This is a genomic window from Streptomyces sp. NPDC007025, from assembly GCF_042869455.1.
Taxonomy (GTDB): Bacteria; Actinomycetota; Actinomycetes; order Streptomycetales; family Streptomycetaceae; genus Streptomyces.
In genome coordinates this window covers 384,690-396,602 of sequence record NZ_JBIAFT010000006.1, presented here as the reverse complement: position 1 = coordinate 396,602, position 11,913 = coordinate 384,690, and the positions used below count along the sequence as shown (strand labels likewise).

The window sequence follows — 11,913 nt, the reverse complement described above, 5'->3', positions numbered from 1 at the left end:
GGCGCGGACAGGGACGCGGGCGGCTCAGGCTCCGATGAGCTTGGAGAACTTCTCCTCGTAGCGGGCTTCTTCCTTGGCGCTCATCGGCCGGAAGTTCTTTCCCCTGGCGATCATTCGCGCGTCGGGGAAGATCAGCGGTGCGTCGGCCAGCTCCTTGTCGATCTTCTCCATCTCGGCCTGGGCGCCGGTGACCGGGCAGATGTAGTTGACCCAGGCGGCCAGCTCGGCGGCCTCCCTGGGCTGGTAGTAGTAGTCGATCAGCGCCTCGGCGTTGCCGCGGTGCCGGGCCCTGGCGGGGACGAGCAGGTCGTCCGTGCCGAAGAGGTATCCCTTGTCGGGGACGGCGAACTCCACGTCCGGGTTGTCGAGCTGGAGCTGAACGACGTCCCCGGCCCACGCCAGGCAGGCGGCGATGTCACCGGAGTTGAGCTCGTCCATGTAGTCGTTGCCGCTGAAGCGCCGCAGCTGTCTGCGGTCGACGGCCTTCTGGATGCGGGCGACGGCGGCGTCGAAGTCGTCCGCGGAGAAGTGCTCGGAATCGACGCCCATGTCGAGCATGGTCAGCCCGATGGTGTCGGTCATCTCCGTCAGCATGGATATCCGGCCCTTGAGGGAATCGTCCTCCAGCAGTTGGGTGACGCTGGTGACCTGCTTCCCCTTGGTGGCCTTCTTGTTGTAGGCGACCACGCAGGCCGTGCCCGCCCAGGGGTAGCTGTACTGCCGTCCGGGGTCGTGGGCGGCCGCGCGGAAACGGTCCTCCAAGTTGGTGACGGCGTGCGGCAGGTTCGCCGGGTCCAGGCGCTGCGCCCAGCCCTGCCGGATGATGCGGCCGGCCATCCAGTCGGTGAGGCACACCAGGTCGCGGCCGGTGTCCTGACCTGCGGCGAGCTGCGGCTTGATCTTGCCGTAGAACTCGTTGTTGTCGTTGATGTCCTCGATGTACTTCACCTTGATCCCGCTCTCGCGCTGGAAGCGGTCGAGAGTGGGACGCTTCTTCTTGTTCTTCTCGTCGACATCGATGTAAAGGGGCCAGTTGGCGAAGTTGAGGACCTTCTCCTCGCGGGAGTGGTCGGGGGCGTCCTCGGGCGCGTTGTCGCCCTTGTCGCCGGCCGCGGGCGGGATTCCGCACGCGGCGAGGGTGGAGCCGGCCGCCGCGAGAGAAGCGGCGCGCAGCAGCCGGCGCCGGGACATCGCGGCGCGGCCACCGGTCAGACTGCGTTCCCACGCCTTGGCGACGGGCTCCGGCAGTCCTTCGAACAGGTCCATGGGGGACCGCCTTCCTGGGAGGGGGCGGGGCGGGATCGGGGTCGGGCACCCCGGGGCGGCGGGGGGGCTGTCAGCTCAGGTCCGGGTCGTCAGCGGTCGCCGAAGACCGTACGGTGCCAGTCCTTGCGCACGGTGCCGGTCGTCTCGGCCATCACGTGCTTGATCTGGGTGTACTCCTCGAACGAGAAGGCGGACATGTCCTTGCCGTAGCCGGACGCCTTGTATCCGCCGTGCGGCATCTCGCTGATGATCGGGATGTGGTCGTTGAGCCACACGCAGCCGGCCTGGAGCTCACGCGCGGCGCGCCCGGTGCGGAAGACCGACCGGCTCCAGGCGGAGGCGGCAAGCCCATAGGGCGTGTCGTTGGCCAGTGCGATCCCCTCGTCATCGGTGTCGAAGGGCAGGACGACGAGCACCGGGCCGAAGATCTCGTGCTGGACGGCCTCGCTGTCCTGCGGGGCGTCGGTGAGGAGCGTCGGGCGGTAGTAGGCGCCCCGGGCGAGTTCTCCGCCCGGGGCCTCGCCCCCGGTGACGACGGTGGCGTAGGAGCGCGCCCGGTCGACGAAGCCGGCCACCCGGTCGCGATGCGCATGGGAGATCAGCGGGCCCAGGTCCGTGTCCGCCGCGAACGGGTCGCCGACCCGTACCGCGTTCATCAGTTCGGCGACAGCATCCACGAAGGCGTCGTAGAGCGGGCGCTGGACGTAGGCGCGGGTCGCCGCTGTGCAGTCCTGACCGCTGTTGATCAGAGCACCCGCGACCGCGCCGTGTGCCGCCGCGGCCGGGTCCGCGTCGTCGAACACCAGGAACGGCGCCTTGCCGCCGAGTTCGAGGTGCAGGCGCTTGGCGGGACGGGAGGCCGTGGTGGCGATCTCGGCCACCCGCCTGCCGACGGCCGTGGAACCGGTGAAGGAGGTCATGGCCACCCCGGGGTGGGCGACGAGCGCCTCGCCCGCGTCCGGCCCGGCGCCGGTGACGATGTTGATCACTCCGGCCGGGACCCCTGCCTCCTCCGCGGCCTGCGCGAACATTACGGAGGTGAGCGGCGTGAGCTCGGAGGGCTTGAGGACGATGGTGTTGCCCGCCGCGACGGCCGGGAGGATCTTCCAGGCCGCCATCTGGAGCGGGTAGTTCCACGGCGCGATGGACCCGATGACGCCCAGCGGCTCCCGCCGGACGGAGGAGGTGTGCTCCCCGCTGTACTCGGCGGCCGCCGCACCGGCGAGGTGCCGGGCGGCTCCCGCGAAGAAGGCGACGTTGTCGAAGGAGCCCGGGACGTCGAACTCGGCGGAGAGCTTGAGCGGTTTGCCGCACTGCAGCGACTCGGCGTACACGAACTCGTCGGCCAGTCCGGCGAGCCGGGCGGCCCAGCGGTGCATGGCCGCCGAGCGCTCGGCGGGCGTGGCGCCCGCCCAGCCGGGGAGGGCCGCACGGGCGGCGCGGACCGCGGCGTCGATGTCGGCCCCGCCGGCCAGCTCGAACCGGTGGACCTCCGCACCGGTCGCGGGGTCGACGATGGCGTGCGAACGGCCGGAGGTACCGGGGCAGAGCCTGCCGGCGACGTACTGGACGCCCGCGGCGAACCGTTCGGACACATCGAAGCGCTGGACCATCGGGACTCCTGACCACTGCGGGGTGCGGCGTGCTCCGGCGGCTCCGCGACACGGTTCGCATGATGCGGCACCGTGGCCCAGGCCGCTGTTGGCAGCCGATCCTGGCAGGGCTTCACGCATCCAACAAGGGATTCCGTAGTTATCTTTTGATTAAGCCACGGAATCGATACTCACACCGGGCCTCCGCCTACCACTGCGGCCGTCCGCGGCCGCCCGCTCCCGAACGGCGGGAAAGGGCAGAGCACGGCAAGGGGCGGCCTTCCGCACTCCGCGGAAGGCCGCCCGTTGCCGTGCTGTTCGGGAAGTCCGCTCAGCGCACCGCCACGACTGGCGCACGGGTGCCCCGCGCGTCGAAGGAGTCGCCGTCGCCACCCCCCGGCCCGCCGCCGAAATCGTCCGACCAGATTGTCAGGCCGAGGATCAGGAACGTGCTGACGAGCACCGCCAGCACCAGTCCGACGATGCCGAGGACGAACCCCGCCGTCGCCTGCCCGCCACCGCCCTGCTCCCCCCTGGCCACCGCGCGCCGCGCGCTGACGCCCAGGACCAGCGCGACCGGGGAGGAGAGGACGGCGAGGAAACTCCCCCAGCAGGTGAGAACCAGCACCACGCTGCCGATACCGACCACCATGGCGGCCACGGACTTGCCGACCGGCGGCGGCGGCCCGTACCAGCCGTACGGTGCGTACGTTCCTGAGCCGTAGCCGGCGCCGGGCTGAGCTGCGTAGCCCGGATATCCGCCCGCCGCGCCGTACCCCGGCGGCCCGGCGCCGTAGCCGCCCTGCGGCCCCGACGCCGCGGGCCCGCCCTGCGGATACCCCGCCGCGGGCGGTACGCCGTAGGAGCGGCCCGGGCCATCCGGCGCCGGGGGTATCGGAGGCGGCTTCCCGCTCCCCTGACCGTCGTCGCTCCCCCCGCTCGGCTGCCCGGGCGCTCCGGCAGGCGGCAGCGGTCCCGCCCCCTCGTCCATCGCGTCCCCTCTCCTTCCACATGGTCCCTTCACCTCATGCTATGCGGCTGCTCGGACACCACTTCCGGCGCCGGGGCGCCTACGATGACCGGACCCGCAACGGAGCCGGAGGCATCCCTTGTCCGAATCCTCAGATCTGGCCGCCTTCATCGCAGGGCTGCCCAAGGCAGAGCTGCATGTGCACCATGTCGGCTCCGCCTCGCCGCGGATCGTGGCCGAACTCGCGGCCCGCCATCCGGAGGCGGGCGTGCCGGCGGACCCCCAGGCCCTCGCCGACTACTTCACGTTCACCGACTTCGCGCACTTCATCCAGGTCTACCTCTCGGTCGTGGACCTGGTCCGGGACGCCGAGGACGTGCGCCTGCTGACCTACGAGATCGCCCGCGACATGGCGCGGCAGTCGATCCGGTACGCGGAACTGACCGTGACGCCCTACAGCTCCGTGAGCCGCGGCATCCCCGACGGCGCCTTCCTGGAGGCCATCGAGGACGCCCGCCGCTGCGCCGAGCGGGAACTGGGCGTGGTGCTGCGCTGGACCTTCGACATCCCGGGCGAGGCGGGACTGGAGGCGGCCGAGGAGACGACGCGGATCGCCACCGCGCTGGCACCGGACGGGCTGGTCTCCTTCGGGCTCGGCGGTCCGGAGATCGGGGTGCCCCGCCCGCAGTTCAAGCCCTACTTCGACCGGGCGCTGGCCACCGGGCTGCACAGCGTCCCGCACGCGGGGGAGACGACGGGTCCGGGCACGATCTGGGACGCGCTCACCTCGCTGCGGGCCGAGCGCATCGGCCACGGCACGAGCGCCGTCCAGGACCCGCGGCTGCTGGAGCACCTGGCCGAGCGCGGGATCCCGCTGGAGGTCTGTCCGACCTCGAACATCGCGACCCGCGCGGTGGAGTCCCTCACCGACCATCCCGTCGCCGAGATGGTCAAGGCAGGGGTGCTGGTCACCATCAACAGCGACGACCCGCCGATGTTCGGCACCGACCTCAATACCGAGTACGGCATCGCGGCGAAGCTGTTGGGCCTGGACGCGGCGGGAGTGGCCGCGCTGGCGAGGAACGCGGTGCGGGTGTCCTTCCTGGACGAGGGCGGCAAGGCCCGGCTGTGCGAGGAGATCGACGCCCACCTGGCAGCCTGGCAGCGTACGGGGTGACCGCAGAGCCGGCCGGAGCGGACCGGCCCGCAGCTCCCCCCGGCCGCAGGCCGGCCGCGGTGGCGCACCGGGGCGCGCCCTGGGCCGCGCGCGAGAACACACTGCCGTCCTTCCGCGCCGCCGTGGCCACGGGGGCCGACGCCGTGGAGCTGGATGTGCGGCTCACCCGGGACGGGGTGCCCGTGGTGCTGCACGACCGCACCCTGGAGCGGCTGTGGGGGCACGATGCCGCCGTGGCGACGGTCAGCCGTGAGCGGCTGACGGCGCTGGCTCCTGGCGTGCCCGCGCTCGCCGACGCGCTCGCGGCCACCCGCGGGGTCCGCACCCTGGTCGATCTGCCCGATCCCGGCGCGGTGGCGGCCGCTGTCGCGGCCGTGCGGGCCGCGGACGCGGCCGACCGTGTCTACTACTGCGGCGGTCCGGAGGCGATGCGGCGGGTGCGCGCCGTGTCGCCGGGCGCCGAGCTGGCGCTCACCTGGGAGCGCGCGGCGCCGGTGCGGCCGACCCTGCTCGCGGAGCTGCGGCCGCGCTGGCTCAACTACCGCTTCGGGCTGCTCACCCCGGAACTGGTCGCCCGCGCACACGCGGACGGGCGGCTGGTCTCCGCGTGGACGGCCGACCGGGTTCGCACCATGCGCAGGCTCGCCGCGTTGGGGGTGGACGGGATCACCACCAACCATGTCGCGCGGCTGGTGCGCGCACTGGACAGCCCGCGGCGCGCACGGAGTTGGCGCACGCCTGTTACATGAACCGGCTTCCGGAGGACGTCGGCGGGTGATTGGCTCATATCCGCTCGCTACGCACTCGTGAATGGAACCACCGTGATCATCTTCGGTACCAGCAGCAAGCTGATGCAGCTCGCCATGCTCAACCTGCTCTGCGGGTTCTGCGGCAACCCGGCCGCGCACGCGCTGCGCAAGCGGGTGACGAAGTTCTCGCTCTTCTTCATCCCGCTGTTCCCGATCGCACCCGCGAAGCACTCACTGCAGTGCACCTTCTGCGGCGCGCACACCGAGATCTCCAAGGAGAGCGCCGAGCAGCTGCTCGGCCAGGCCCAGGGCGCGGCTCCGGCAGCGGGCGCGGCTCCGCAGGCCGTGGCCGGTGTTCCGCAGCAGCCGGGCGCGCAGGGCCAGAACCCCTTCGCCGACCGCGGGCCGCAGAACCCGTACCAGTCCTGAAGCCCTCTGAGCCCGGGCCCGGCCCGCTCCGGCGGGAGCAGGCCCGCGCCCCGGTCGGGGTGCGGGCCTACCGCTGATGTGGCCGCGACCCGGCGGTGGGGGCGGCCGCCCCCACCGCCGGGTCGGCTCACAGCGCCGTCATGACGTGCTTGACCCGCGTGTAGTCCTCCAGCCCGTACATCGACAGGTCCTTGCCGTAGCCGGACTTCTTGAAGCCGCCGTGCGGCATCTCGGCGACGAGCGGGATGTGGGTGTTGATCCACACGCAGCCGAAGTCCAGGACCCTGGACATCCGCATGGCGGTGCCGTGGTCGGTGGTCCACACCGAGGAGGCCAGCGCGTACTCGACGTCGTTGGCCCACTCGACCGCTTGCGCCTCGTCGGTGAACTTCTGGACGGTGATCACCGGTCCGAAGACCTCGTTCTGGATGATCTCGTCGTCCTGCTTGAGCCCTGAGACGACGGTGGGGGCGTAGAAGTAGCCCTTGTCGCCGACCCGCTCGCCGCCCGCCTCGACCTTGGCGTGCGCGGGGAGGCGGTCGATGAAGCCCGCCACCTTCTCCAGGTGGGTCGGGTTGTTCAGCGGGCCGTAGAAGCAGTCCTCGTCGCTGAGGTCGCCGGTCTTCACCTCGGCGGCGGCCTTGGCCAGGGCCTGCACGAACTCGTCGTGGACGCCTTCCTGGACGAGCACCCGGGTGGCCGCGGTGCAGTCCTGGCCGGCGTTGAAGAAGCCGCCGTCGCGGATACCCTCGACGGCCGCCGGGATGTCCGCGTCGTCGAAGACGACGCAGGGGGCCTTGCCGCCCAGCTCCAGGTGCACGCGCTTGAGGTCCTTGGCGCCGCTGGCGGCAACCTCCATGCCGGCCCGCACCGAGCCGGTGATGGAGGCCATCGCCGGGGTCTTGTGCTCGACGAGCAGCCGCCCGGTGTCCCGGTCGCCGCACACCACGTTGAAGACGCCCTTGGGCAGGATCGCGCCCATCAGCTCGGCCAGGAAGACCGTGGAGGCCGGGGTGGTGTCGGAGGGCTTGAGCACGACCGTGTTGCCCGCCGCGAGAGCCGGGGCGAACTTCCACACGGCCATCATCGCCGGGTAGTTCCACGGGGCGACCTGGGCGCACACGCCGATCGGCTCGCGCCGCACGAACGAGGTCAGGCCCTCCATGTACTCGCCCGCCGCCTTGCCGTCGAGCATCCGGGCGGCACCCGCGAAGAAGCGGATCTGGTCGAGCATCATCGGCAGCTCCTCCTGCCGGGTCAGCTCCAGCGGCTTGCCGCAGTTCTCGCACTCGGCGGCGAGGAACTCGTCGGCGCGCGCCTCCAGCGCGTCGGCGATCTTGAGGATGGCCTGCTGCCGGGTGCCGGGCGTGGCGTCCCGCCAGGCGGGGAAGGCGGCCTCGGCAGCGGCCATCGCGGCGTCGACGTCGGCGGCGCCGGACAGCGGCGCCGTGGCGTACGCCTCACCCGTCGCCGGGTTGACCACCTCGGTGGTCCGGCCGTCCGCGGCGTCCCTGAACTCCCCGTCGATGTAGTTGCGCAGTCGACGCAGCTCGGTGGTCACTTCGCACCCCTCCTGCTCCGTTGTCCAATGGGTGAGACCGCCACCCTAACCGGCCGAGCAACGTTTTCGATACGCCCACCGCCGCTGAACAACGGAATCAGTGTTGAGTCAGCCAATTGGCTGCGGATTACATCGCTCAAGGGTTGCGGGACAGCGGATGTCTCATGCACAGTGGCACCCGTGGCTCGCGACTCGAAGAAGACAGCAGGCTCCTCGTCCCTGGATGCCGTGTCCCTGGCAATCATCGAACAGCTCCAGGAGGACGGACGGCGCCCGTACGCCGCCATCGGCAAAGCCGTCGGGCTTTCCGAGGCGGCCGTGCGGCAGCGCGTCCAGAAACTCCAGGAGCAGGGCGTCATGCAGATCGTCGCCGTGACCGATCCGCTCACCGTCGGCTTCATGCGCCAGGCGATGCTCGGCGTCACGGTCGACGGGGACGTCGAACCGGTCGCCGATGCGCTCGCCGGGCTCGACGAGGTCGACTACGTCGTCATCGCGGCGGGCTCGTTCGATCTGCTCGTCGAGATCGTGTGCCACGACGACGACCATCTCCTCGAACTGATCAACAAACGCATCCGGACCCTGCCGGGCGTGCGCTCGACGGAGAGCTTCGTCTACCTCAAGCTGCGCAAGCAGACCTACACATGGGGAACGCGATAACAGTGAGCAAGGACCTCTCCCGCACCGCCAACGACCACCTGTGGATGCACTTCACCCGCATGTCGTCGTACCAGAACGCGCCGGTTCCGACGATCGCCCGCGGCGAGGGCGTCTACATCTACGACACCGACGGCAAGCGCTACCTCGACGGTCTGGCGGGCCTGTTCGTCGTACAGGCGGGGCACGGCCGCGCCGAGTTGGCCGAGGCCGCCAACAAGCAGGCCCAGGACCTCGCCTACTTCCCCATCTGGTCCTATGCGCACCCCAAGGCCGTCGAGCTGGCCGAGCGCCTCGCGCAGCACGCCCCGGGCGACCTGAACAAGGTCTTCTTCACCACCGGCGGCGGCGAGGCCGTCGAGACGGCGTGGAAGCTGGCCAAGCAGTACCACAAGCTGACCGGCAACCCGCTCAAGCACAAGGTCATCTCCCGCGCCGTCGCCTACCACGGCACCCCGCAGGGCGCCCTGGCCATCACCGGGCTGCCCGCGCTCAAGGCCCCCTACGAGCCGCTGGTCCCCGGCGCGCACAAGGTGCCCAACACCAACATCTACCGCGCCCCGATCCACGGCGACGACCCCGAGTCGTTCGGCCGCTGGGCCGCCGACCAGATCGAGCAGCAGATCCTCTTCGAGGGCCCGGAGACCGTGGCCGCGGTCTTCCTGGAGCCCGTCCAGAACGCGGGCGGCTGCTTCCCGCCGCCGCCCGGCTACTTCCAGCGGGTCCGGGAGATCTGCGACCAGTACGACGTGCTGCTCGTGTCGGACGAGGTGATCTGCGCCTTCGGGCGGCTGGGCACCGTCTTCGCCTGCGACAAGTTCGGTTACGTACCCGACATCATCACCTGCGCCAAGGGCATGACCTCCGGCTACTCGCCCATAGGGGCCGCGGTCATCTCCGACCGGATCGCCGAGCCCTTCTACCACGGTGACAGCACGTTCCTGCACGGGTACACCTTCGGCGGCCACCCCGTCTCCGCCGCCGTCGCGCTGGCCAACCTCGACATCTTCGAGCGCGAGGGCCTCAACCAGCACGTGCTCGACAACGAAGCCGGCTTCTTCAGCACCCTGCAGAAGCTGCACGACCTGCCCATAGTCGGCGACGTGCGCGGCAACGGGTTCTTCTACGGCATCGAACTCGTCAAGGACAAGGCCACCAAGGAGACGTTCACCGAGGAGGAGTCCGAGCGCGTCCTGTACGGCTTCCTGTCCAAGGCGCTCTTCGAGAACGGCCTCTACTGCCGCGCCGACGACCGGGGCGACCCGGTCGTCCAGCTCGCCCCGCCGCTGATCTCCGACCAGAAGGTCTTCGACGAGGCCGAGCAGATCCTCCGCTCCGTCCTCACGGAGGCGTGGACGAAGCTCTGAGCCGCACCGCGAAGCACGGACACCCGACCCGCACAGGGCCGCACGAGGGGCGGGGGCATCGATCCAGTGACCGATGCCCCCGCCCCTCGTTTCACCCTCCAGAGGGAATGACGGCTCGCGATGTTGAGTGGAGGTGCCCCATGGCCGCCCCGCCGGACGACGTGCTCTGGGCGCGAGGACTGCACTACGCCCACGACGGCTCACCCGCGCTGCAAGGCGTCTCGCTCGGCGTCCGGGAAGGCGAGATCCTCGCCGTCACAGGGCCGCGGGGCAGCGGAAAGACCACACTGCTGCGCTGCATGTCCGGGCAGGTACTGCCGGACCAGGGCGAGGTGTGGTTCAACAGCGCCCCCGTGCACACCCTCGGCCGGACAGCGCGCGAACGGCTGCGGCTGCACCGCTTCGGCTGGATCGACAGCACCCCGCGCCTCGTCCCCGAACTGACCGCCTGGGAGAACGCCGCGCTCCCCCTCCTGCTACAGGGGGACGGATACCGCACGGCCCGCAGCACGGCCTGCTCCTGGCTGGAGCGGCTGGATGTCGCGGACTGCGCCGGAAAGCGGCCGCCCGCACTCCGGCAGGCCCAGCGCCAGCGCGTCGCCGTGGCCCGAGCACTGGTCCACTCCCCCACGGTGCTCTTCGCCGACGAGCCCACGGCACCGCTCCACCAGACCGACCGCGCCCAAGTGCTGCGGGCGCTCAGCGCCGCGGCCCGCTCGCAGGGCATCACGGTCCTCCTCGCCGGGCACGACTTCGCACTCGACCAGGCGGCACGCACCGCGGAGGCGACCGGTGCCGCGCTCGCCGACCGCATCGTCGCCCTCACCGACGGCCGCCGGGCGCGCACCCCCGCGCCCGGCGCCCCGGCCGCGGTGTCCGCAGGACCGGAAGGCGCGGCAGCGTGCTCACTCTCCGTCTGACGCTCACCGCGACACCAGCGGCGCTGCTGCTCCGCCTGTTGCTGCTGTGCGCCTCCGCGAGCGGCGGCCTGCTGCTGCTCGCCGCCCTGTCCTACGCCCTGGAGCACCCCGGCCACCGGGCGGCCGTCCTGACGCGGCTGCTGTGGTGCCTGATCCCGCTCGCCGCCACCGCCCACCTGGCCGCGGTCCTCGGGCGCACCGAACCCCGGACCGAGGCCCGGCTCGGCCTGCACGCAGCCGGGCTTGGACCCGCCCGGCTGCCGCTGCTGGCCGCACGCACCGCCGCGGTACCCGGCCTGGCGGGCAGCGCGCTGACGCTTCTGCTGACCGTACGGGGAGGCGTCGAGAGCGCGGGCGGCTCGCTGTCGGTACTGAACCTGCCCCGCCCGCCGGCCCTGCTGCCGCTGCAGGGTCCCCCGCTCCCCGTCCCGGCCGCCGTGACGCTGCTGAGCGCGCTGCCGCTGGTGGCCGCCCTCGCGGCCGCCTGGGGTACCCGGCCCGGCGCCGCGGCACCCGCGCCGCCCGACTCCGGGCGGTTCGCGGACAGCCGCCGCGCTGTGGACCCGGCCCGGCGGCGGGACGGTACGAGCACCTCGTGCCGCGCCGGACTGCTGCGCAGCGCCCTGCAAGCAGTCTCCGGCCTGCTGGCCGGAACGGCGGGCCTGCTGCTGGCAGCGCATGCGGCGCGCGGCACCGGCGCCTGGAACCCGGCAGAACGCCCCGGGGCCGTGGCGGGCTGGCCGTTCGCCGCCGGGTGGACGCTCATCGGAGTGGGCCTGATGGTGGCCGGCCCCGGACTGGTGGCGTTGAGCGGGCGTCTGCTGGGGGCCGCGCGTCCGGGCCCGGTGCGACTGCTGGCCGGGCGCTCACTCGTCCGCGAAGCGGCCGTCGCCGGGCGTCCGCTGGGTGCGCTGAGCGCGGTGGGGGCGGCACTGGTGGCGGTCATCCGGACCCACCTGACCGGGGCCGGGCTGCCCGCTCCGGGTCCGCTGGTGGGACTCGCCGCTGCCCTGACCGGATGCTGCGCTGCCGCGGCCGGGCTGGCGGTGCTCGCCCGGGTCCGGCGCGCCCGTGCCCCCGTCCGGGAGCTGCTTGACCGCCTCGGGGCGCCGCGGCAGCTGGGCCGGGGGGTGGCGCTGCTGCGGGCCGCCACCGCCACGGCGGTGTGCGCGCCGCTCGTGGCGGCCGCCGGACTGTTGACGGCACTGCCCACGGGTTGACCGCT

General features: G+C 72.0%; 11 protein-coding genes. 7 read left to right on the top strand and 4 right to left on the bottom strand.

Going from position 1 to position 11,913, the window contains the following annotated elements; translation table 11 throughout:
• Window positions 1–24: 24 nt before the first annotated feature.
• The 3 genes from ACFYMO_RS14700 to ACFYMO_RS14690 form a co-directional block, all read right to left on the bottom strand.
• Window positions 25–1,266 (bottom strand): spermidine/putrescine ABC transporter substrate-binding protein, encoded by a 1,242-nt coding sequence (locus ACFYMO_RS14700; RefSeq protein ID WP_366774078.1) that lies wholly within the window; start codon window positions 1,264–1,266, stop codon window positions 25–27.
• A gap of 89 nt (window positions 1,267–1,355) precedes the next feature.
• A complete protein-coding gene (locus ACFYMO_RS14695; RefSeq protein WP_388546512.1) occupies window positions 1,356–2,879 on the bottom strand; it encodes an aminobutyraldehyde dehydrogenase in 1,524 nt (507 codons plus the stop codon).
• 310 nt (window positions 2,880–3,189) lie between these two features.
• Window positions 3,190–3,849 carry a DUF4190 domain-containing protein gene (locus ACFYMO_RS14690; RefSeq protein WP_366774080.1) on the bottom strand — a complete coding sequence of 220 codons (660 nt, stop codon included), beginning with the start codon at window positions 3,847–3,849 and terminating at the stop codon, window positions 3,190–3,192.
• A 118-nt stretch (window positions 3,850–3,967) separates the two neighbouring features.
• Between ACFYMO_RS14690 and ACFYMO_RS14685 the strand changes: the two genes are divergently transcribed.
• From ACFYMO_RS14685 to ACFYMO_RS14675, 3 genes are all read left to right on the top strand, one after another.
• Window positions 3,968–5,005: an adenosine deaminase gene (locus ACFYMO_RS14685; RefSeq protein WP_366774081.1), complete on the top strand. Its 1,038-nt coding sequence runs from the start codon at window positions 3,968–3,970 to the stop codon at window positions 5,003–5,005.
• Entirely contained in the window at window positions 5,002–5,754 is a 753-nt protein-coding gene (locus ACFYMO_RS14680) for a glycerophosphodiester phosphodiesterase (protein WP_366774082.1), read from the top strand. Before ACFYMO_RS14685 ends, ACFYMO_RS14680 begins: the two co-directional genes overlap by 4 nt.
• Before the next feature lie 72 nt (window positions 5,755–5,826).
• Complete coding sequence (locus ACFYMO_RS14675) at window positions 5,827–6,183, top strand: zinc-ribbon domain-containing protein (RefSeq protein WP_388546508.1); 357 nt, start codon at window positions 5,827–5,829, stop codon at window positions 6,181–6,183.
• A gap of 127 nt (window positions 6,184–6,310) precedes the next feature.
• Here ACFYMO_RS14675 and ACFYMO_RS14670 read toward each other — a convergent pair whose 3' ends face one another.
• The gene (locus ACFYMO_RS14670) at window positions 6,311–7,744 is read right to left on the bottom strand and encodes a gamma-aminobutyraldehyde dehydrogenase (RefSeq protein WP_366774888.1); all 1,434 of its coding nucleotides are present in this window, start codon (window positions 7,742–7,744) and stop codon (window positions 6,311–6,313) included.
• Between the two features lie 171 nt (window positions 7,745–7,915).
• Between ACFYMO_RS14670 and ACFYMO_RS14665 the strand changes: the two genes are divergently transcribed.
• The 4 genes from ACFYMO_RS14665 to ACFYMO_RS14650 all read left to right on the top strand — a co-directional run bounded on the left by ACFYMO_RS14665 (window position 7,916) and on the right by ACFYMO_RS14650 (window position 11,908).
• Window positions 7,916–8,404 (top strand): Lrp/AsnC family transcriptional regulator, encoded by a 489-nt coding sequence (locus ACFYMO_RS14665; RefSeq protein ID WP_086022648.1) that lies wholly within the window; start codon window positions 7,916–7,918, stop codon window positions 8,402–8,404.
• Window positions 8,389–9,768 carry an aspartate aminotransferase family protein gene (locus ACFYMO_RS14660; RefSeq protein WP_388546505.1) on the top strand — a complete coding sequence of 460 codons (1,380 nt, stop codon included), beginning with the start codon at window positions 8,389–8,391 and terminating at the stop codon, window positions 9,766–9,768. Before ACFYMO_RS14665 ends, ACFYMO_RS14660 begins: the two co-directional genes overlap by 16 nt.
• Before the next feature lie 140 nt (window positions 9,769–9,908).
• Window positions 9,909–10,688 carry an ATP-binding cassette domain-containing protein gene (locus ACFYMO_RS14655; protein ID WP_366774890.1) on the top strand — a complete coding sequence of 260 codons (780 nt, stop codon included), beginning with the start codon at window positions 9,909–9,911 and terminating at the stop codon, window positions 10,686–10,688.
• On the top strand, window positions 10,670–11,908 hold the full coding sequence (locus ACFYMO_RS14650) for a hypothetical protein (RefSeq protein ID WP_366774891.1): 1,239 nt from the start codon (window positions 10,670–10,672) through the stop codon (window positions 11,906–11,908). Before ACFYMO_RS14655 ends, ACFYMO_RS14650 begins: the two co-directional genes overlap by 19 nt.
• Window positions 11,909–11,913 lie beyond the last annotated feature (5 nt).